General features: G+C 43.1%; 12 protein-coding genes and 1 pseudogene. 9 read left to right on the forward strand and 4 right to left on the reverse strand.

Annotated elements, in window-relative coordinates; genetic code table 11:
- Positions 1–839 precede the first annotated feature (839 nt).
- The 4 genes and pseudogenes from rtxA to EAE90_RS05130 all read left to right on the forward strand — a co-directional run bounded on the left by rtxA (position 840) and on the right by EAE90_RS05130 (position 12,859).
- A complete protein-coding gene (gene rtxA / locus EAE90_RS05120; protein ID WP_214052566.1) occupies positions 840–11,405 on the forward strand; it encodes an MARTX multifunctional-autoprocessing repeats-in-toxin holotoxin RtxA in 10,566 nt (3,521 codons plus the stop codon).
- Between the two features lie 204 nt (positions 11,406–11,609).
- Positions 11,610–11,693: pseudogene (locus tag EAE90_RS23645) on the forward strand (tail assembly protein); the annotation flags it as partial.
- 204 nt (positions 11,694–11,897) lie between these two features.
- Positions 11,898–12,458 (forward strand): Panacea domain-containing protein, encoded by a 561-nt coding sequence (locus tag EAE90_RS05125; protein ID WP_214052567.1) that lies wholly within the window; start codon positions 11,898–11,900, stop codon positions 12,456–12,458.
- On the forward strand, positions 12,458–12,859 hold the full coding sequence (locus EAE90_RS05130; protein WP_214052568.1) for a hypothetical protein: 402 nt from the start codon (positions 12,458–12,460) through the stop codon (positions 12,857–12,859). Before EAE90_RS05125 ends, EAE90_RS05130 begins: the two co-directional genes overlap by 1 nt.
- A gap of 251 nt (positions 12,860–13,110) precedes the next feature.
- On the opposite strand, the gene vapC is transcribed toward EAE90_RS05130, so the two are convergent.
- Entirely contained in the window at positions 13,111–13,515 is a 405-nt protein-coding gene (vapC, locus tag EAE90_RS05135) for a type II toxin-antitoxin system tRNA(fMet)-specific endonuclease VapC (RefSeq protein WP_214052569.1), read from the reverse strand.
- Positions 13,508–13,750: a type II toxin-antitoxin system VapB family antitoxin gene (gene vapB / locus EAE90_RS05140; RefSeq protein WP_246550385.1), complete on the reverse strand. Its 243-nt coding sequence runs from the start codon at positions 13,748–13,750 to the stop codon at positions 13,508–13,510. The genes vapC and vapB overlap by 8 nt, the downstream gene beginning before the upstream one ends.
- A gap of 513 nt (positions 13,751–14,263) precedes the next feature.
- On the opposite strand from vapB, the gene EAE90_RS05145 reads away from it, so the two are divergent.
- Positions 14,264–14,554 carry a nucleotidyltransferase family protein gene (locus tag EAE90_RS05145; protein ID WP_214052570.1) on the forward strand — a complete coding sequence of 97 codons (291 nt, stop codon included), beginning with the start codon at positions 14,264–14,266 and terminating at the stop codon, positions 14,552–14,554.
- Positions 14,532–14,927: a HepT-like ribonuclease domain-containing protein gene (locus EAE90_RS05150; RefSeq protein ID WP_214052571.1), complete on the forward strand. Its 396-nt coding sequence runs from the start codon at positions 14,532–14,534 to the stop codon at positions 14,925–14,927. The genes EAE90_RS05145 and EAE90_RS05150 overlap by 23 nt, the downstream gene beginning before the upstream one ends.
- A gap of 37 nt (positions 14,928–14,964) precedes the next feature.
- Here EAE90_RS05150 and EAE90_RS05155 read toward each other — a convergent pair whose 3' ends face one another.
- Positions 14,965–15,600 carry a LysE family translocator gene (locus EAE90_RS05155; RefSeq protein ID WP_214052572.1) on the reverse strand — a complete coding sequence of 212 codons (636 nt, stop codon included), beginning with the start codon at positions 15,598–15,600 and terminating at the stop codon, positions 14,965–14,967.
- Between the two features lie 4 nt (positions 15,601–15,604).
- Complete coding sequence (locus EAE90_RS05160) at positions 15,605–16,417, reverse strand: 2OG-Fe(II) oxygenase (protein ID WP_214052573.1); 813 nt, start codon at positions 16,415–16,417, stop codon at positions 15,605–15,607.
- Between the two features lie 737 nt (positions 16,418–17,154).
- On the opposite strand from EAE90_RS05160, the gene EAE90_RS05165 reads away from it, so the two are divergent.
- Genes EAE90_RS05165 through lpxK form a run of 3 tightly spaced genes read left to right on the forward strand, consistent with a single transcriptional unit; the run spans position 17,155 to position 22,258 of the window.
- A complete protein-coding gene (locus EAE90_RS05165; RefSeq protein ID WP_214052574.1) occupies positions 17,155–19,482 on the forward strand; it encodes a ComEC family protein in 2,328 nt (775 codons plus the stop codon).
- A 35-nt stretch (positions 19,483–19,517) separates the two neighbouring features.
- Complete coding sequence (gene msbA, locus EAE90_RS05170; protein ID WP_214052705.1) at positions 19,518–21,266, forward strand: lipid A ABC transporter ATP-binding protein/permease MsbA; 1,749 nt, start codon at positions 19,518–19,520, stop codon at positions 21,264–21,266.
- Entirely contained in the window at positions 21,263–22,258 is a 996-nt protein-coding gene (lpxK, locus tag EAE90_RS05175) for a tetraacyldisaccharide 4'-kinase (RefSeq protein WP_214052575.1), read from the forward strand. Before msbA ends, lpxK begins: the two co-directional genes overlap by 4 nt.
- Positions 22,259–22,364: the final 106 nt, after the last annotated feature.

The following is a 22,364-nucleotide window of genomic DNA, read 5'->3' on the forward strand; positions in this document are numbered from 1 at the left end:
CCACTTTGTGGTGTTTTTTTGTAAATTGCCAGAACAGTGTTTGAAGTTTAATCGCGCTATTAATTTAACTCATGATAGTTAGTAATATTGTATTTATTGGTCGTATTTATTTGGAACAGAGTAATGGGAGTGAACTGTTATTTTTTACTATAGATCTTTTATTACAAAGAAATAAGTTAAATTTTCCCACATTTCTGATGCAATAATGTTAATAATTTAACCTTGGTAATTTGATTTATGAAAATTTTTTAATAATTTCAATAAAAACAACAAGTTGATATGTGATTTAATCTTATTTTTACTATCTTATTTGTATTATTAACATCAGCGTGGGGATATAGGGCAATGTGTGGGGGGTAAACAGACTTTCTTACGTATTAATATTGATTTTGAGTTTTTGCTCTATATTATTTTATTCTGCTTATTCATTTAACACTATTTTTATATATAGGCTCATTATGTCTCTGAGCTTAGGATTTTTATTTTGCTATATATTTTGCAATCTTTGTGAATAAATTTCTTGTTGAGGCGGAAATATGTTTAAAAAATTCGAACAATTATCTTTGATATCAGTTATAACAAAGAGGTTTTTTCTCATTATTTGGTTGGTTGCAAAATAAACAATCAATGAAATAATAACTTAATGTAATTAGATTAATCTGCCTAATTAGGTCAAATTATACAAATAATACCTGATTAATGGCTGTCATTATGTTTTTACTGTGGGAAAAACGGTGAGTTTGCGATGTCCACGGAAAACTAGATTCTTAAAACCGTTGCTGTATCTGTCAGATGCAGTGGTTTTCTATTTAACCTCAGCTTAAATTAAGGGACTATTTATGGGAAAATCATCAAATCGTAGTACAGAATATTTCTTTACTGGGAAATACTACGATGATGATGATGGCAATAATATTGTTGCCATCGGCGTAGGAGGGGTTATTTATGCCAAAGGAGGAGATGATCGTATTACCCTCGGTTCGATTGGGGCGACGGTCTATGCCGATTCTGGTAATAAGGTCGTTAATGGCGGCGCCGGATATTTAAAAATAGTGGACAAGGAAGGTAATCTGTCAGTACATGGCGCTGCGGGTTATTCGGGGATTGATAAGAGCGGTAATGGTGATATTTTATTTGCTGGCGCGGCGGGAGGGGTTGCTATTGATCACCGGGGGAGCCACGGTAATCTCAATTTCTCTGGGGCGGCTGCTTATAATGGCCTGAGTCGTAAAGGGCAATCGGGTAAGGTGATTTTTGAAGGTGTCGGAGGTTATAACGAATTATGGCATGAAACGAATCAGGGCGATTTAAATTTTTTCGGCGCCGGGGCCGGTAATAAAATTGATCGTACTTGGCATGATCACTATGAGAAAAGTCACGGCGATGTGAAATTTGAAGGTGGGGGAGCAGCAAATAGTATTAGTTCGCAGGTTGAAAATGGCAATATTAATTTCACCGGTGCCGGGGCTGATAACCACATTATACGTAAAGGTAGAGAAGGCAATATTATTTTGCATGGCGCCGGGGCATCAAACCGTATTGAGCGTTTACGTCAAAGTCAAGATCAATATGGGCAGACCCACGGTAATATCGAATTTGAAGGGGCAGGAGGTTATAACCGAATCTATTCTGATGTCGCACATGGTGATATTACTTTCGATGGTGCCGGTGCTTACAATGAAATATCAAGAATCGGCGCAGATAGCGGTTTTCGTGATGACGCTCTGGAATATGCTAAAGCCGAAGAGATTGTGTTAACGACAGCGACAATGGGAGGAAGTTGGATTCAGCAATCCCAACAAGTAACAGGTATTAAATCAACTATCGAGCCTGACACTTATCTCTTTGCATTTGCCGATGACATGTACACTAAGGTTAGTAAAGTCCAACTCAGAAATGATCCTGAAACCGGTAAGCTCGGTTATTACGCCACTTCTTGGTACAAACCGGGAAATCACCTTAAGAATCTTGCTACGGAGAATATCTCTTCAAGCAATGGATTTACAGATATAGGCATCAATGGTAGCTACCGTCTCTCTAATTTAATCTTCGAACACCATCACCCCGTTATTATTCAACATACTGTTGAAGAAGATTTGCAGGAAAACCAGTGGGTGACTTATGCCGGTGGAACCAATGCCCGAGCAGGAGATGTTACGTTAATTGATGCCAAGATGCATGGGCATGCGATTCATTCTGGTGGTTTGATATTAGATGTTTCAGCGGTGAAATCGAACCGTCAACCGAACACTTATATTTATGCCAAGTATGTTGAGTCATATACCAAAGTAGTGATAGTTGAATTGGCGAATAATCCTGAAACCGGTGCGCTGCAATATTATGCCAGTGCGTGGTACAAAGCGGGTGATCATACCGGCAATCTGGCTGCTGAAGATTTTTCACACAAAAATGGTTATCGCTCAATGGAGGTGGGCGGATATTCCCTAACCAATCTGCAATACAAAGTGAATTCAGTATGCCGGGTTTCTGAGCACTTGGCACATACCAAAGAGTATAGTTATCAGGAGTTGGTGAAATCAGCCGCGGATATCGGTAACAGCTCCGGCGACATTAATTTCAAGGGCATGGGGGGCGGCAATGTCATTACTTCCAGTGTCACACGGGGCAATGTTAATTTTGAAGGCGCGGGTGCTGCCAATGTGATTGTGAGACGAGGGGAACAGGGCAATCTGACATTCCGTGGCACAGGTCTGGCAAATGTGCTGGTTCATCAAAGTCAAAGTGGAGAAATGGATGTTTACGCTGGCGGTGTGGCAAACGTATTAGTTCGAATCGGGGACGGGCGGTATCTGGCTCATCTTTTGGCAGCGGGTAATATCTCGGTACATCAAGGTAATGGCGATAGTCGAGTTATCATGTTTGGGGGGTACAACACGCATAGCCAAATAGGTAACGGTAATGCCAATTGGTTAGGCGCAGGCGGTTTTAACGTGATGACCCAAACCGGTAAGGGGAAACTCTCCTCAGTACAGGTGGGTGGCGCCAATGTGCTGACTAAGCTTGGCGCCGGTGATTTGGTTGCCGGTATGCTTGGTGGCGCGAACATTATCACGCATCTTAGCGGTGATGAAATATCAGGTACCACGGCGGTTGCATTAGGCGGAGCCAATGTTCTGACGAAAAAGGGCAGAGGGAGTGCTATTGCGCTGATGGGCGGTGGCGCCAACGTGTTTACGCACATTGGCAATGGAAGTACGGCGGGGATGATGTTAGGTGGCGCTAATATCTTGACCAAAGTCGGAAACGGTGACACCACGGGTATTATGCTCGGCATAGGTAATGTGCTGACTCATGTCGGTGGTGGTCAGACTCTGGGAGTCATGGGAGCCGCAGGCAATGTCTTTACCAAAGTGGGTAATGGAACGGCGATTGCAGCCATGATTGGCGCGGGCAATATCTTTACCCATGTTGGCGCCGGTGATGCATGGGGGTTGATGGGAGGCTTGGGAAATGTTTTTACCAAAGTGGGGGATGCTAAAGCGCTGGCATTGATGATCGCTGCCGGCAATGTGTTTACTCACATTGGCGATGAAATGAGTGTTGCCTTGATGTTGGCGAAAGGCAATATCGCCACCAAAGTGGGTAACGGCATGACGCTGGCAGCCATGATCGGTGAGGCCAATGTGATGACCCATATTGGTAATGGTTCAACCTTTGCCGCGATGATCGGGCAGGGCAATATCCTGACGAAAGCGGGCAATGATTTGGCGCTCGGTTTGATGGTTGGTGAGGCCAATATCTATTCGCATGTAGGTAATGGTACCAGTATTGGCTTGTTTGCCGGTGAGCTGAATGTCATGACCAGAGTAGGTGATGGCACAGCATTGGCGGCAATGTTTGGTCGAGCCAATATCATGACTCATTCAGGCAATGGCTTAACCGGTGTTTTAGCGTTAGGAGAGGCGAATATTGTCACCAAAGTGGGTGATGATTTTATGGGGGTGATTGCGGCGGCGGAGGCGAATGTCATCACTCATAAGGGATCATCAACGACTGCTGCCGTGCTATTCGGTAAGGGCAATATTCTAACGAAGATAGGGGATGGGACAACAGTCGGTTTACTCATTTCTGATGTGGGTAACATCATGACCCATGTTGGTCATGGCACGACGGTAGGTTTCGCCAAAGGTAAAGCGAATATCATTACCAAAGTGGGGAGCGGCACTGGCGTTAATGCTGTTTGGGGGGATGCTAATATCCTGACTCAGGTTGGTGATGGTGGCCGTTATAACTTCGCGAAAGGTAAAGCGAACATCATTACCAAAGTGGGTAATGAGCAGGAAATCACGGTTGTCCAAGGTGATGCCAATATCATCACCCATGTGGGGCAAGGTGATGATTATACCGGCGCTTGGGGCAAAGCTAATGTGATTACCAAAGTCGGTGATGGGCGTAATGTCGTACTTGCCAAAGCTGATGCCAACATTGTGACTCAGGTAGGTAATGGCGACAGCTTTAATGCCTTGTGGAGTAAAGGGAATATTGTCACCAAATTGGGTGATGGTGTGCAGGTTACTGCGGCAAAAGGCAAAGCGAATATTACGACTTCGGTAGGGAATGGTTTAAGTGTCACTGCGACGCATGGCGATTTTAATATCAACACTAAAGTGGGTGATGGTGTTTCCGTTAACGCAGCGTGGGGTGAATATAACGTTAATACTAAAGTCGGGCATGGCCTCAATGTGGCGATCATGAAAGGTAAAGGCAATGCCAATATTCATGTTGGTGATGGTCTGGGGATTAATGCCTCTTATGCCCGTAATAATGTAGCGATTAAGGTTGGTAACGGCGATTTCTACACTCTTTCTATTGCGGAAAGCAATACGCAAAGTAATAACCTTCCTTTTCTGTTTAAAAGCATTAAACAAACTGTGTTAAATGTGGAAGGTAGCCACGCGATTAGTTATTTGATTCACGGTAATGAGGCTAACACTTCTGGAACTAATAAAGGTCGAGGAGCGATTAATTTAACCGAAGTGTCTGCTATTGATGGTTTCCATATGAATACCATTGATGAAGTGGGTTCGAATCTGCGTGATAAATTAAGCGGTACGGTAACACAGGTGGAGACGCCTGATACTGAGGCTATCCAAAAAGCCTTGCATATTGGAGACAAGGTTGATTCGACTCAGAGTGAATCATCATCACAAGCTGACGCTGTTATTAAACATGCAAAACAGGACGGAGCTGCACAAAATGTGTTAAGTGATAAAGAGAAAGCAGAGGAAAATCGCCGTATTCTGGAACAAGAACGGGATGACCAACTTAAAATAATTTCAAAATCACAATTCCAATTGGAATCAACGGATCAAAATGCGCTGAATACCAATGGACAAGTACAACGTGATGCAATAAGTGCAGAGTCCAGAGAAATAACGGGAGAGTTACTCTATATGACTCAACGTCTGGATGCGCTTAATGGCTATGCCAATTACTCCGGTCAATCGGGTGATGAGTGGCGTAATCGGTTCTCTATGGGATATCTGAATCGTACGCAAGAGAAATTAGATGACGCCAAATTTATTTCACAGAAAAAATTAGTGGGTTTACAGCCGTGCCTTATTGATAGCCAACAACAAGTAAAAAAGGCAATTGGCAAATCGGAAACAGGTTTAGAGCAAAGTTATCAGAATATAAAGAACGCAGACGACAATATTGAGGATGCGCGTACAAAAGCGAAATCAAGACAGAAAGAAGCCGATTTACAACGTCTGCGGGCAGCAAAAGCAGAAAGCGATGCCTATGCCGTGTATGAAGAAGCGAAACAACGCGGTGAACATGATAGCTCGGTAGCGAAAAATAAAGCCGCTCAGGTACAGGTCGATGCGAAAGGGGCGAAACAGGCTGGTAATACAAAACCCGATCGTAGCGGGGCGACCGGCAGTGGTTTGTCTGGAAGAGCGTATACCCCCATCGACATAGCGAAACCGAAAAGTCATATCAATCCTGAATCCAAAACGAAAGATAATGGCTGGAACAGTGAAGATCTAACGTTAACAGCCACAGATTTGGCGGCATTGAATAGTGCGCGACAGGCGATTAATCGGCTACAGATCAACAGGAGTATTCGCGCAGAAAATGTCGGTGCTTCGGTCATTTCGCTGCTGACCGGAACGTCGTCCGATAGGGTTGTGGAACCTATCTCGAATCAACCTAGAAAGCTAACCAAAAAAGCACCTGTAATTTCTGGTATCAATTTGCAAGGATTAGGGCAAACGGCTGGTGGAGATAGCCTTAAATCCCATTCTTCCATCCTGAGAGAGTTTGAGCCTTTCTTGCTGAGTCAGCGTGATAAACGGTTTATTGATTCGACGAAAAGATATCTTGGTCAGATAAATACCGATCGGCCCAGTAAGGCGCTGGTGGTCGTACGCGAGGCTTTCAACAATACGGTCGAACAACCTGATGAGCAGCATGTGTTGCAGCTTGAGCAAGCACTTGCTCATTGGCAACAGCATGATCCCAATGAATTTGCCAAGCGTGGCCGATTAGTTAAAAGCCTGCGTTTTGAGATGGGGGAATTGGTTGCCTACCTTCAAGCAAAAAGAGCTGAATCAGCCGGGATTTTAGGGGTTAGCTTAGCGCCTGACCATATTGCACAGTTTGACCAACAAGTATCCTTTGATGGCTTCGGACGTGTGGTGGGCTTGAAAGGGGATATCGCGCAAAGCGAAATTAATCGTCTTACTGATTTACAAATCAAGCCATTGACTCAGATTAACTCTGCGGCGGAGCGGGAAGCGCCTAAAACTGAAAGTGAAAGCCTCATCGTTTTCGTTAGCCGATTGCAACAAGAAGCTATTCCCGAAGGTATGCCGTTAGTTGAACGGGCCAAAAACCTTTGGCTTAGCGGACAGGTAACACGGCGGGAAACCATTAAGCTATTTGAGGATGCGGTTGCCCAGTTGCAGACTCATCCTGAATTACACACGCTAGCTCGGCAGTTACTGGCTGATGCCCGTAAGGAAAAGGCGACTGGACAATATATTGACAACCTGTTTGGTCGCCATTTTGATTCTGAATTGGCCCATGAATTGGTGAAAACAGCGCCACAGGATGCCATGACCACTTCCAGGCAGACAGGACAATTTCTGGTAGAGAAATTTGAACAGTGGATCGGGGGTTTTTATCCTGATGTCGCCGAGCGAGAGAAGATTATTGCTAAAAAGATGGCGGGGTTCGCCAAGGCCATTAACAAGGATTTTCGCCCTTGGTTTAGTCGGGTGCCTGAATTGACGACGTTTCTGGATGAGCCGACTTTTGCCAATTTCAAAATCATGATGACTCAGGTTGATAATGGTTTTGCTGTGATTAAGGTGCCATTTCTGGCAGTAAAAATGGCGATTACCCCAGGAATGGGGATGGAGCGTGCGGAATGGAAGGTTAAAGGGGATCGCTTCTATGAGGATGTTATCACTAAAGCCCGTTCGACCAGTAGTCAACTGACTAGCGGGGCTGATGTCACGTATGAAGTTGAAATAACCGAAAAGCAGACTAACGATTATGGTACGGCGTTGCCCTACCAGCCGGCTAATAACAAACATGATGACTTTTTGTATGGCAGAAAGGTTGCAGCGGGCCGAATTTTGGTCCCCGGATGGGAAACGAGATTTGAGTATCATGCGTTAGCGCAAGGTCACTCTGTGGTGACAGGAGCCTCCGGCTCGACCAATATCATGGTTCATCTCAATAACTATATTGCTAGTGAACAGCCGACCTTCTCGGCTAGACAGAGCTATCTCAACACGCTGGCGTTTCTGGTATTTGATGGTGGTCATTCTGTCAACGAAAGTCTGGCGGTTTATCAGGCACTACAGGTAACTGGCGATGAACAACGTAAGCAGTTACTCAATAGCTACACTGCCAATTATAGAGAGCTGGTGGATATTGCTGGTGAAAAAGGAAAAGTGTGGATAAGTCAGGCGTTGGAGAACGCTTTCCAAGAAACTAGGGAATTTTATCAGAGACATGCCAGAGTGAAGCCACAAAGTCGTCCAGCGGTGGAAGAGTTAGATGAGTTATCGGGTAAGAATAAACGACCGGAACCGACTATCATCGACGATACTCGTCAGGATAAGAAAACGAGCAGACCACTCGGTGACTGGCAAATAGAGAGGGTGACGCCACAAGCTGATGGCCGTGAAACTCGCTTTGATGGTCAGATTATTATCCAAATGGAGGATGATCCGGTCGTCGCTAAAGCCGCGGCTAATCTGGCGGGTAAACACTCAGATTCTAGCGTAGTGGTTCAACTTAACTCTAAGGGTAAATATCGAGTGATTTATGGCGATCTTGCCAGATTATCCGGTAAGTTACGTTGGCAGATTGTCGGTCATGGCCGTGATACATCGGAGCAGAATAACATTCGTCTGAGTGGTTACGCAGCTGATGAACTGGCGACCAGATTAACGCGGTTTTATCAGGCCATTAATCTGGATAAGGGCATAACTCACAAACCTGATCACATCAGTATTGTGGGTTGTTCTTTGATAAGTGATGACAAACGAGACGGCTTTGCTCGTCGCTTTATCACAGTGTTGGATAAGCAGGGCATTCGTAGCGATGTTTCCGCTCGCAGTAGTGAAGTGGCTGTTGATGCCGGTGGGCGCAAATTTACCCGTGATCAAAATAACCAATGGGTTAATAATCTGTCTGATAACAAAGTCGTATTAAATTGGAATAATAAAAATGAGCTGATCATGCATACCGAACAAGTTCGTCGCGGTATTGCTGAAAGCGACATCAACCTCTCTAGGGTAGGACATACCGAAGCTGATACCGTTATTAAAGGAGCGATTACCGGCCACAATGAAGTGTTAGTTCAACCAAAGAAACGTAAAAATACGATTCAGATTGCCCCTGACGATCAATCGAATAATCAGCTCAGTTACTCCGGTAATATCCAGGTAAATGTGGGAGATGGGGAGTTTACCGCCCTCAACTGGGGAACCTCGAACGTTGGTATTAAAGTGGGTAGCGGTGGTTTTAAATCACTGGCCTTCGGTGATAACAATGTGATGGTCCATATCGGTAATGGCGACAGTAAACACAGTTTCGATATTGCAGGCTACCAGGCGCTTGAAGGGGCGCAAATGTTTATCGGTAATCGTAATGTCAGTTTTAACCAAGGCCGCAGTAATGACCTGATTGTGATGATGGATAAATCCATTCCAACGCCGCCGTTGGTTAATCCGTTTGATGGTACTGCGCGTATTGCCCACGTATTGCAAGGGGTTGCCGGTTACAGTGAAGATCAAGATTGGTTGGCGGCACAAGATCAGCAGTGGACCATCGCCGGTGCGAACAGGTTTGTGGAGGATATGTCCGGTTTGGACCAAACCAGCAACGTGGACTACAACACATTGACTGATCTGGATTCGCAACATGAGCGCAGCAGCCGTGGTTTGAAGTATGACGCTGAATTGACATTGAACAAGAAGTTTAATCAATGGCTAGGCGAACATGGCAATGGCGCTGGTATGGGCAAAATAAGTCGTATAGAACAATTCCGTCAGGCCAATCAAAAACTGGCTTTCAACTTTGCTGTAGGCGGGCGTGGCGCCGATATTCAGGTGACAACCGGTAACTGGAACCTGATATTCGGTGACTCTATCCAGTCGATTCTGGATACTAACTTGGGTTCGCTGTTTGGCCTGATGACGCAGCAATATTCGGCAACTGGCATGGCGAAGACCACCTTTACCTATAATCCACAGGATTTGCCGCGTCAGCTTAAGAATAAACTGATTGGCCGATTAGCGAATGTAAATGCAGATACCACCTTAGCGGATATTTTTGGCGTGAATTACACCGCAGAGGGGAAAATTATTTCCCGCACGGGAGAATCGGTTGATGGTGAGGTGATTCTGCAAGAGATGCTGGAAGTGATTGGGGAATTTAGTGGTGATCAACTGCAAGTTTTCACCAATCCAGAAAAGTTACTTGATAGCTTGGAGGCGGGCATCGATATGGGCGAGGAGGGCGTCAGGTCATTTGCGGAGAGTCATGGTCTGAAAGAGAAAGCGCCTGATGAGAGCCAGGAATCAGGATCTGCGGTGAGTATCAACGGAGAAAATGCTCAGTTCAATAATAAACCCAAACCTGCATTTGGTTTTAATTCGCTTAACTTACCTAATTTATTTGCGACGCTGTTCAGCGAAAAGAAGCAGCAAGAAATGAAATCGTTAGTGGTTAACCTGAAAGAAAACCTGACGGCAGATCTGCTTAATATGGAAGAAAAAACGTTTGATTTCCTGCGTAACAGCGGCCATTTGCACGGTGATGGCGATATCCATGTATCGTTGGGGAACTATAACTTCAACTGGGGAGGCGACGGTAAAGATCTTGGCGCTTATCTGGGAGATAACAACAACTTCTGGGGTGGCCGCGGTGATGATGTTTATTACTCGCTAGGGACTTCCAATATTTTTTCAGGTGGTGAAGGTAATGACTTGGGCGTCCTGATGGGACGTGAAAACTGGATGTTTGGCGGTAATGGTGACGATACCGCAGTGGTGGCCGGGCGCATTAACCATGTCTCTATGGGGGAAGGCAATGATCAGGTGTTTGTCTTTGGTGAAGGCGGTTTTATTGATGCGGGTAACGGACGGGATTACGTCGTCGCCTCCGGCAACTATAACCGGGTGGATAGTGGGGAAGGTCAGGATTATGCGGTGATCATCGGCAACAATAATCAGGCCGAACTGGGAGGAGGCGACGATTTTGCCAGAGTATTTGGCAATGACAACCGGATCGATGGTTATTCCGGTAATGATGAGATTAAGCTGATGGGCTACCATGCGGTGATCAATGGCGGCGAAGGCGATGATCATCTGATAGCCGCGGCTATTTCAAAGTTCAGCCAATTTGACGGCGGTGAAGGTCAGGATCTGTTGGTGTTGGGCGGGTATCAGAACCATTTCCGAGGTGGCGCGGGTGTGGATAGCTTTGTGATCGGCGAAGAAGTAATTGATAACCGAGTGAGCGATATTAACGTAGAAGATATGATCTTGTTTAACGGTGTTGACTGGCAAAACTTGTGGTTCCAGCGCAGCGGGTATGATCTGGTGCTGTCAGTGAATCGCCACACTCAGGACAACACCGCTCTGGGGAAATTTGAATCGGTAGGTTCGGTCATCTTTAATGATTACTTTAATGGCAATCGCGCCAAATTGGTGACTCGGATGAGTGATAAGAACACGTCAGGGGAGCGTGAATTTACCGCACTGTCAGATAATGCGGTGGATTCTTTGATTCAGGCTATGAGTAGTTTTTCCCCGACTGCCGGCGATAATGGTTTTATTGAAAGCCTGGAGAGTCGAGCGAAAGCGGCTATAGCAACGGCGTGGACCGATGTCACGATGGGTAAGGGGAAATTTGCCTAATTAGTTCTTTATAAATCAGTAAAAAAATTTTAATAAGGCGGCTCACAGAAAAGTGGGCCATTTTTGGGGATTTTTATTCAGGAGTTATTTCTGAGTTTTATTTGTTAATGCTTTTATTAATTCTTGGTAGATTCACATGATAAGTGCAACATTGTTAACCTGGAAGTAAACACATTTGTATTCCTAAATAATTCATTCGGTGTTTCCCCCGTTCCTATATTATACGGAACCCGTGAGATTGGCGGGGCAATTATTTCAGCCGAGATATATACCGAAGATCAACAGTGATCATACAGCAACATTTTGGGTTGTGTTGGTTGCTATACATTTTTTAGCCTAAAGATAAAGAATCTTTAATTCTTTATATATCAGGCATATAGTTTCTAACTCATTGACTTTATTAGAATTAACCTTGTCAGGGTTGCGCATTTAGGGGTACACTATATGTGTAAATTGCCAGTTTGGTATTTCGAAAAAGTCTTGGAGGTTTCTATGTTTTGCGAAGAAAAAGTAGCCCAAATGGCTGCCTACTTGCTGTATAAGCGCGGCGGGCGCATGGCATATCTGAAGCTTATGAAGTTGCTTTATCTGGCAGATAGGGTATCTATGAATGACTATGGCTATCCTATCACTGGCGATCGAATGGTATCTATGCCTAGAGGGCCTGTTTTATCGCAAACCTTAAATTTAATTACTGGAGATTACGCCAGTGATGAATTTGGGTGGGGGGCATGGATTAACAGTGAAAAGAATTATGAAATTTCACTCAAACGGAAAGATATAACAAGGGATGATTTTGAATCTCTTTCTGATGCTGAATTAGAAGTTCTGGATGCCATTTGGGAACAGTTCGGTCATATGAGCCGCTTTGATATTGTGGAGTATACCCATAAACATTGTACTGAGTGGCAAGATCCAGGCGGCAGTTCTTATCCTATTTCACCAAGTTCTGTTTTTATTGCTGTCGGTAAATCACCAGAAGTTGCTGAGAAATTGGCGCAAGAGTTAATAGAAAGGCAGCAACTGGACTGTTTTCTTCAAGGATTGCGGTGATGCCGGGTGGGATTTTAAGGAAAGGAAGTTTACTTATCCCATCTGGATATACAGATCACTTATATATTATCTGCTGTGATCCAGTTTTTTACCCTAAAAAAACGAAGACATGTTTTCTAGCTGTAAATATTAGCTCTTTAAAACCGGACATACCGTATGATCGAACATGTATATTGAATTGTGGCGATCATCCTTTTATTAGACATCCGAGTTTTGTTTTCTATGGTCGTGCTGATATTTTTGGCTCAGTAACCGTTGAACAGCATATGGCTGCTGGTGATATTAAAATTCATGAACCATGTGGTGATTCTGTTTTTGATCGGATTCTTTCTGGGTTTGATATATCTCCGCATGTAACTTTAGAAATTAGAAATTTCTACAAAAAATATTGTATTAACTGAATTTCGTTTTAAATATTAAATTCAAGGCTGCATTTGTTCACCCCGGTAACAGAGTTATCTATGCTCCCGGGGATTCACTCCCTTGCCGTCGCGATGCATCTTGAAATCCATAGGGTATATGTTAAAAACAATATAAGTTTAAGATGTTATTTAATTACTGTTGCAAAAATTAATCGTTAAAAATTAAGTAATAACAAACTCTCATAAAATCTTGCCCCGGCTAACACAGGGGCAGATTTTGCTTAGTGCTGTCAATCTAGTGTCCAATCTTCCACTCTCAATCCATCAACTCTATTGAATTCTTTCGTGTTATTGGTAACAACTATCAGCCCTTTGCTTCTTGCATGCCCTGCAATATGCAGATCGTTATCTCCGATCCGTTTTCCGATTTTTTCTAGCGATGCACGAATATTTCCATAGTGAAAAGCGGCTTGTTCGTCATAAGGAAGAATAGTTAATCGAGAAGCAAAATCTTCTATAACCGCCAAATTTCTCTCAGGATTTCCACTTTTTTCAGCCCCAAAAATCAGTTCTGCTAATGTGATCGTAGAAATAGCCATGAGGTCTGTATTCTTATTGAATTTAGGCAGAATAGATTCAGGGCGCTTTTTTATCGTGAAAATCACAATATTAGTATCAAGCAGATACTTAATCATCGAAAGATTCTCTTTTACTTGTTACTTGATCAGGACGTTCAGGTAAAAAATCGTCAGTCACAGATTGATCAGACAGAAAAAAGCTATCCCATGTGTTCTGTACGGGCGCAATAATTCGCTCCTTCCCTCTTGACCTAACAGTAACTTCTCTAACATTGTCAGGGAAACGGAGATCTGCGGGTAATCTTACATTCTGAGTTCGATTGCTCATAAAAACTTTACTTTGATATATCATGGCACACCTCTTTGATTGTTGCTATATACCATGAGTATATAGCATAAAATTGAATATGGGCAAGGTCTATGTTAAATGTGGGCTGTATATACCCGTCATCTTTCAAGTTGCCTCTTTGTTGGCTGCACTCACCCACCCCGGTAACATAGTTTTCTATGCTCCCGGGGATTCGCTCCCTTGCCGTTGCGATCCATCTTGAAATCCATAGGGTATATGTTGATGTTTTTCTGGAATCGATTTCATTACAGTAAAAACCAGGAATGAAGAAATGAGTGTAGCGCTATTATGAATTCTTATTTAGTCCAGACTATGGTCCTACAGCCGTACTTCTTTTTTCGACAGAAGAAATGCTTATGGGAAAGCTTCAATTCATGCGATTTTCCTGCGTTATGAACATCAGAAAAAACACGGATTTTCGCACCGACATTGGATGGTGAAAAGCGGACTTTGGTGTTGCTTTCCTAATTAGTGCCACAATATTATAAAACCAAATTTTGTTGTGGAGTTAATGGCATGAAACCATCAGTAGCCTTAGCTGCCAATCGGGAGGCCATCCGTCGCGTAGTAGAGTCTCATCGCGCCCGTAATGCCCGTGTTTTTGGGTCTGTTATACACGGTGATGACACTGAGGGCAGTGACTTGGACATCCTGATTGACCCGACGCCGGAAACTACCCTCTTTGACATTGGCGCGATCCGGCACGAGTTATTGCAACTGCTCGGTGTGCCAGTAGATGTGCTAACTCCGAAGGCATTACCAGAGAAATTCAGGGCTACCGTTCTTGCTGAGGCGGTGCCTGTATGAGCTGTGTCAGCAGCGTCTTGTCGACTATCTGGCGCACATCCTCGGAGCCATCAAGCGTATCGACAGCTACACGGAAGACATGGATGAACTGGCGTTCCTAAACAATCGGTTGGTTCAAGACGCCGTGATCCGCAACTTCGAGATCATCGGCGAGGCCAGTAATAACATTGGGAAGTATTATCCCAATTTCGCCGCTGCTAACCCTGAATTGCCATTGTCGTTTGCTTACCAGATGCGTAATGCTTTGGCTCATGGCTACTTCAAGGTGGATTTTGAGATTGTCTGGAAAACGATCCACAGCGATCTACCAAGGCTTTACCAACAAGTTTTAGCAGTAATGCCTAAGGATATCGACGAAATTTCGTTTGATTAAAAACGTTGCTCGACCCTCAGGCATAGCATTTTCTGACTTAAGGAAATTTCATATTGAATAATGTTATTGAATATGAGAAGAAATAGATTCCAAGCATAATAAGAACGACACCGCTGGTATAATTAATAAACTTGATAACACGATGACTGAGCATTTTCCTGGAGAAGAATATCACAGTATTAATAAAGGCAACCCAAACAATAACGCCAATAATTGTCCCTGTTGCACCAATAGCTAAACTATATTTACCTGATGCAATATTGTTGAGTTGTGCACTGACAGACAGCCAAAAAATGACATTGTATGGATTTAATAGAGTTAACAACACACCATCAAAAAATTGCCTATGATAGGGTTTGGCAATGATATTGATATTTTCCTCATTTTTTTTATTTATGAAGCTAGTAATACCAAACCAAATGACCATTAATGCGCCTAAAAAACCCAAAATAGGCATAAAAATAGTATTGGAAAACAGTTGTAATATACCAAAACCTAAAAGTAATAAATAAATTATATCGGCAAAACAAGCACCTAAACCAAAAACTACTGCGTGAAGACAACTGATGTTCAAGTGTCTACGCATAATTTCTATATTTATAGGGCCAACGGGAGCCGCAGCTCCCAATCCTAAAAGAAAAAATGTTCCTAATGTACTGATTACATCAACCATATAATTAATTCCATAACATGAGATGTTTATTTAGTGATAATCCAATGAAACTTTGTAATGATATTCTGCACCCCTCGGGAAAACTACGAATAGCATGGGGTTTCCTGGTGTTTATTATGATCAAATCTCCTTGTTCTGGTTTAATAAGGACAGATGGCGGAAGCGTGCCTCGCCAATCATTTTCTGCGTTATCTTCGATTAACTCGGTGATAGGGATTTCAGGAACATCCCACAGTTCTAGCTCTCCGCCAGTTGCAGGCATTTTTATATAGATATTCACTGAGAATTGCCCCAACAAATTGACCGATTGTTGTTGAAGGCCATCAAAATGAGGTTGCTTTTCAACCATGAAAGAACGTTCTGGCCTGTTCATCACTCTGGCAATACCCGCATGCATCTTTTTACCTTCAAAGTTAGCAATACTGGCCCCGGCGGACCATATTTCATCCAGTTCTAAACGAAATTTATCGAAAGGGGCTAGCATTGGAGCACAGAAATTTCTGACATTTCTGATGGCAGGTAACGCATTTTCAAAATATTTTTTATAGCTATCGCTATCTTTGGATTTGCCAAAAGTTGTGTTGTAAGATGGACCAATTCTATCAACACCATAATCAACTAAAACAACTTCATCTCCTTTTTTCAAATCATGAGGATGACATTCTAGATTTTCGTGGGAGAGGAAAAAATCAGAGAGCTTGTCTGCAAGAGAACTATCAACATATTTCTTTATATGGATTGCTAACACTTCATCATTAAATAATTTAGTAAGATGCTGTTCTTGCAGAGAGTCAGATACAATTATTTTGTTTTTCATAAAAACCACCTTATTGTATTTAACATGATTTTTTGATTATTTTCCATATAAAAATAGAATGGAAATATTAATTTAATATTATTTAAATTTAATCAATGCGATCTTAATCACAAAACAAAAAGTGGACAGTCATTTAAGTAGTTTCACTAATTTAGTGATCAATAACTGAGGTAATGTCTGATAATAATAATTTCTATTGTTTTATACCCGTCATCTTTCAAGTTGCCTCTTTGTTGGCTGCACTCTCTCACCCCAGTCACATAGTTTGCTATGCTTCCGAGGATTCACTCCCTTGCCGTCGCGATGCATCTTGAAATCCATAAGGTATACATATGGTTAGGTTGATTATTCTATTAATTCATAGGTTTGGTTAATAATTTCAAAAATGAATTTAATATTTAATTATAATAATAAGTGGATAATGTAACTTCTTGTGAGTTCATGATAACTTATAATATTTATTTATGTCTGTAATGAGGATACAGACAAAATCTTACGAAATAGTTTATTTGGTATCAGTATAGCCATGTTAGATTTTCGACCAATATAACATTTGTTGAGTAATTAGCAGGTGGAGTTTTCTGTATTTGCGAAGCTGTTCGCATATATTTTTGAAATGATTATTAGCCTGAAATTAATCTGCGAAGGTGTTTGATAATTTTTCTTGTGCTTCTGGCTGCATGGTAAAAAATAAGGAATACTCTGCTGGAAAAATAAAGGGGAAAGGATGAATAAGGATGTGGTTTTCAGTTTTGATAAACAAGATAACGACAAATTGGAAACAACCTATACCAATCATTAGCGTGAATCAGGCTGCAATAGCGATTATTATCGGTATTGTACCCTTGCTTTTTCTACCTGAGTTACCACAGAAATGGCAGATTATTATATTGCTATTATTGGCGCTATTCTGCTTATTCCTGCCATTTTGCCTTTGCCGGATGGTTTCAATTTCATTACTGGCATTTCTTATTGGGTGCTGGCAGGGAAATCATCTGCTCGAACAGATAATCTATTTTAGTGAGAAAGTACATTTATCTCGGGTTATTATTGAAAGTTTATCATTAGATAATGAAGAGAAAGGCAGGGTTATCCTGCGTATTATTGAGAATGAAAACAGAGTTGTTTTTCCGCCGCTGTATGTTTCCGCTTCTTGGGATATTGCGCCTGAATCTCTGTGTGCTGGTCAAGAATGGTTGCTGAAAATGAAATTACGGCCAGTTCATAGTCAACTAAATCAGGGAGGATATGATAGCCAGCGTCGGGCATTAGCTATCCGCCAACCTTTAACAGGGAAAGTCATTCATGCTGAATTAGTTGATGGGAAATGTAATTTACGTCAGCGATTAGTCAGTCATATCGCACCGGATATTCGTGAATTGAAGCATAGTGGCATTGCGATGGCATTAGCATTCGGTGAGCGTCGGTGGTTAAGTAAGGAGGATAATTTATTATTGCAACAAACAGGTACGGCTCACCTTATGGCTATTTCTGGGTTGCATATTACCGTTGCCAGTATGTTTGGTTGGTGGATGGCAAGATTATTACAACTCTTTTTTCCCGTGCACTGGATAGGGCACAGATTTCCACTGATTACTGGTTGGATAGTGGCAATAAATTATGTCTGGCTATCGGGGTGGGGCATTCCGGCTATTCGTGCATTACTGGGTTTAACGCTCTGGCTATATTTACGTTACAGAAATATTCTCTGTTTCCCTTGGCAGTGGGCATTGTGGACAGCCGCAATGATTCTCTTCTTTGATCCACTGACTGTACTTTCTGACAGCTTCTGGCTCTCTTTCTTTGCTGTGATGGCGTTAATGTTCTGGTTCTTTTGGGCGCCGTTGATTGAGCCATTTCGTTACGGTTGGAAGTGGCTATGGCTGCGTGGGTTATATATGCAAATGGGTATGATGCTGATGCTTATTCCTCTCCAGCTATTATTATTTCATGGCGTCAATTTTTCTGCTTTATTTGCTAACTTCTGGGCCGTGCCAATTATCTCTTTTATTACTGTGCCGTTGATTATGCTGGCATTAATAAGCAATTTTTGTTCCTTTATTCACGCTCTATTATGGCAATTAGTCGATTACTCTGTAACCTTCTCTTTAATTCCTTTGCCAGTTTTGCAACAGTCATGGAGTGAAACTGGCCGTTTTCCCTTCTTAATAACGTTTATTGGTTGGTTTATTGTCATTATTTGGCGGTTTGCTTGGTGGCAATCATACAAGTTACTGATTGCTATCTCTTTTGGGATAATGCTCTGCTATATGAGGCGCACCGAAGAATATCTGTGGCGATTTTCTATGCTGGATGTTGGGCATGGGCTTGCGGTTATCATTGAAAAAGATGGCAAGGCGCTGATTTTTGATACTGGTAATCGTTGGGAAACCGGCAGTATGGCTGAAAGGGTGATTATCCCTTATTTGCGTTGGCATCGATTAACGCCGGAACAGATTATTATCAGTCATGATCATCTTGACCATACAGGGGGATTAGAATTCTTACAGCGGAAATATCCCGGTATTGCTGTGAGAAGTTCTTTAATCAATCAGCAACATCTTCCATGTATACGCGGTGAACAGTGGCGCTGGCAGGGGTTGAGCTTCCGTGTATTATGGCCGCCGGTAAGATCATTACACGCAGGTAATGACGAATCTTGTGTCATTAGAATAGAAGATGGCAAACATAGCTTGCTTTTAACCGGAGATCTGGAAAAGCAAGGGGAGTATAAGCTATTGGGAATAGAAAAAGAGAATTTAAGATCGACCATATTGCAGGTTCCGCATCATGGTAGTAATACCTCATCTACAGCCGCTTTTACTCATGCCGTTTCACCGCAATATGCACTGGTCTCTGTTGCACGTTATAGCCCGTGGCGACTCCCTTCGGTTAAAGTGAAGCGACGTTATCGTAAAACTGGGGCAGAATGGCGTAGCACTGCGGTATCCGGGCAGATAACGGGTTATTTTTATGGCGATCATGTTGAAATGATGAGCTATAGGCAACAAATTATGTCACGTTGGTATCATCAGTGGTTTGGTATTCGTGGTGATCATGAGTAGAATAACCCGCTATTTCTTTTGGTGTTGGTAACTCAATAATGAATGATAAAGACCTTTCTACCTGGCAGACGTTTTGCCGACTATGGCCAATTATCTCTCCGTTTAGGATTGGGCTGATAGTTGCTGCGGTTGCACTGATCCTTAATGCTGCCGGTGATACGTTAATGCTTTCATTGCTTAAGCCTTTACTTGATGAAGGTTTCGGCAAAGCAAGCAGTGATGTACTGAAATGGATGCCACTGATTGTGATTGCTTTAATGATTATGCGAGGGCTATCCGGGTTTGTATCAAGTTATTGTATCTCTTGGGTCTCCGGTAAAGTGGTAATGCAGATGCGTCGTCGTCTGTTCAGCCATATGATGGGGATGCCGGTGTCATTTTTTGATCAGCAATCTACAGGGACTCTGCTTTCCCGTATCACTTATGATTCTGAACAGGTGGCCTCCTCCTCTTCCAGTGCGCTGATTACTGTTGTCAGGGAAGGGGCGTCAATTATCGGCCTGTTTGTTTTGATGTTTTACTATAGCTGGCAATTATCTCTGATCCTGATTGTGATTGCGCCGATCGTGTCATTAGTGATTCGTATGGTATCGAAGCGATTTCGTGATATCAGTAAAAATATGCAAAACAGCATGGGACAAGTTACTGCCAGCGCGGAGCAGATGCTGAAAGGTCACAAGGAGGTGCTGATTTTCGGTGGGCAGAAAGTAGAAACTGAGCGCTTTAATAAAGTTAGTAACCATATGCGTCAGCAAGGCATGAAGATGGTTTCTGCTTCCTCAATTTCTGATCCAATTATTCAGCTTATTGCTTCATTTGCTTTAGCTTTTGTTCTCTATGCGGCAAGTTTTCCGGAGATTATGGACACACTGACTGCGGGTAAAATTACCGTGGTATTCTCATCAATGATTGCGCTAATGCGTCCGTTAAAATCTTTGACGAATGTTAATGCGCAATTCCAGCGGGGCATGGCGGCCTGCCAGACGCTGTTTGCTATCCTGGATATGGAACAGGAAAAAGATGACGGCAAATTGGAGCTTAAAAAAGCGGACGGTAACATTGAATTCCGTAATGTAACTTTTTGCTACCCGACTAAGGAATTGCCGGCGCTACAAAACATTTCCATGCATATCCCGGCGGGGAAAATTGTTGCTTTAGTTGGGCGTTCTGGCTCGGGTAAATCCACAATAGCGAATTTGCTGACCCGTTTTTATGATGTCAATGAAGGCAGTATTCTGCTTGATGACCATGATTTACGGGAATATACGCTCTCTTCCTTGCGTGGACAGGTTGCTCTGGTATCGCAGAATGTACATTTATTTAATGACACCGTAGCGAATAATATTGCTTATGCCAGTGAAAACCAATATAGCCGTGAAGAGATTGAGAAGGCGGCTGAGATGGCTTATGCAATGGATTTTATCAGGAAGCTGGATAATGGCCTGGATACCGTGATCGGTGAAAACGGCGTACTGCTTTCTGGTGGTCAGCGCCAGCGTATTGCTATCGCGCGTGCCTTATTGCGTGATTCTCCGGTTTTGATTCTTGATGAGGCAACTTCGGCGTTGGATACGGAATCTGAACGGGCAATTCAGGCGGCACTGGATGAATTGCAAAAAAACAGAACCTCGCTGGTGATTGCACACCGTCTTTCAACCATTGAAAAAGCGGATGAAATTCTGGTGATTGAAGATGGACATATTGTTGAACGAGGTAATCATCTCTCTCTGCTGGAGCAAAATGGTGTCTACTCACAACTACATCGGATGCAATTTGGGCAATGATTGAGCGCATATGGTCAGGCCGCTCATGGCTTTATTTACTGTTATTACCTTTTTCAGCCCTTTACGGGCTGATAAGTGGTTTACGGTGGTTGAGTTATAAAACAGGGGTGAGTCAATCCTGGAAAGCGCCTGTGCCTGTTGTAGTAGTGGGTAATCTAACTGCCGGCGGTAATGGTAAAACGCCGGTGGTTATCTGGCTGGTGGAGCAGTTGCAGAAAAAAGGTTATCGGGTTGGGGTTGTTTCTCGTGGTTATGGGGGTAAAGCAGAAAATTATCCTCTGTTGGTGACTGAAAATGTCACTACGGCTCAGGCTGGTGATGAACCGGTATTAATTCATCGTCGGACAGCCGCGCCAGTGGCAGTTGCGCCAAGACGGGTTGAAGCAGTGAAAGCATTACTGGCAGATACGCCATTGGATATTATCGTGACTGACGATGGTTTACAGCACTATGCTTTACAGCGAGATTTTGAAATTGCGGTTATTGATGGTGTGCGCCGTTTTGGTAATGGTTGCTGGCTTCCGGCTGGCCCAATGCGTGAGTTATCTGGGCGATTGAATCGGGTTAATGCCATTATTACCAACGGTGGTACTCCTCAGCCAGGCGAATTATCCATGACATTAGCTGGCGAATTAGCTGTGAATATGGTTAGTGGTGAAAAACGCGCAGTGAATCTGATACCTCACTCTGTTGCTATGGCTGGAATCGGCCATCCACCGCGGTTTTTTGCGGCCTTGCAACAGTTAGGCGCTGACCTGCAAAAGGAGTATGCATTTGCCGACCATCAACAGTACACACAAGAGCAATTGTGTCATCTGGCTGATACAAACCAGAATTTACTGATGACAGAAAAAGATGCGGTTAAGTGTTTTAGTTTTGCTCAGCCAAATTGGTGGTATTTACCGGTAGATGCTCAGTTACCCCAGGAAAAGGGAGAGATAATGCTGAACAAGATTTGTTCGTTATTGGAGATGAATAAAAATATTAAGTAAAGATACCCAATGGGTTTCAAGATGGATCGCAACGGCAAGGGAGCGAATCCCTAGGAGCACAGATAACTATGTTACCGAGATGAGCAAGTGCAGCCAACAAAAAGGC

The organism is Photorhabdus caribbeanensis (genome assembly GCF_018448885.1).
Lineage (GTDB): Bacteria > Pseudomonadota > Gammaproteobacteria > Enterobacterales > Enterobacteriaceae > Photorhabdus > Photorhabdus caribbeanensis.

What these genes read in the sequence shown, in the direction of transcription:
- rtxA (WP_214052566.1), top strand. Translation starts at nt 840, where the DNA reads ATGGGAAAATCATCAAATCGTAGTACAGAATATTTCTTTACTGGGAAA.
- EAE90_RS05125 (WP_214052567.1), top strand. Translation starts at nt 11,898, where the DNA reads ATGTTTTGCGAAGAAAAAGTAGCCCAAATGGCTGCCTACTTGCTGTAT.
- EAE90_RS05130 (WP_214052568.1), top strand. Translation starts at nt 12,458, where the DNA reads ATGCCGGGTGGGATTTTAAGGAAAGGAAGTTTACTTATCCCATCTGGA.
- vapC (WP_214052569.1), bottom strand. Translation starts at nt 13,515, where the DNA reads ATGATTAAGTATCTGCTTGATACTAATATTGTGATTTTCACGATAAAA.
- vapB (WP_246550385.1), bottom strand. Translation starts at nt 13,750, where the DNA reads ATGATATATCAAAGTAAAGTTTTTATGAGCAATCGAACTCAGAATGTA.
- EAE90_RS05145 (WP_214052570.1), top strand. Translation starts at nt 14,264, where the DNA reads ATGAAACCATCAGTAGCCTTAGCTGCCAATCGGGAGGCCATCCGTCGC.
- EAE90_RS05155 (WP_214052572.1), bottom strand. Translation starts at nt 15,600, where the DNA reads ATGGTTGATGTAATCAGTACATTAGGAACATTTTTTCTTTTAGGATTG.
- EAE90_RS05160 (WP_214052573.1), bottom strand. Translation starts at nt 16,417, where the DNA reads ATGAAAAACAAAATAATTGTATCTGACTCTCTGCAAGAACAGCATCTT.
- EAE90_RS05165 (WP_214052574.1), top strand. Translation starts at nt 17,155, where the DNA reads ATGTGGTTTTCAGTTTTGATAAACAAGATAACGACAAATTGGAAACAA.
- lpxK (WP_214052575.1), top strand. Translation starts at nt 21,263, where the DNA reads ATGATTGAGCGCATATGGTCAGGCCGCTCATGGCTTTATTTACTGTTA.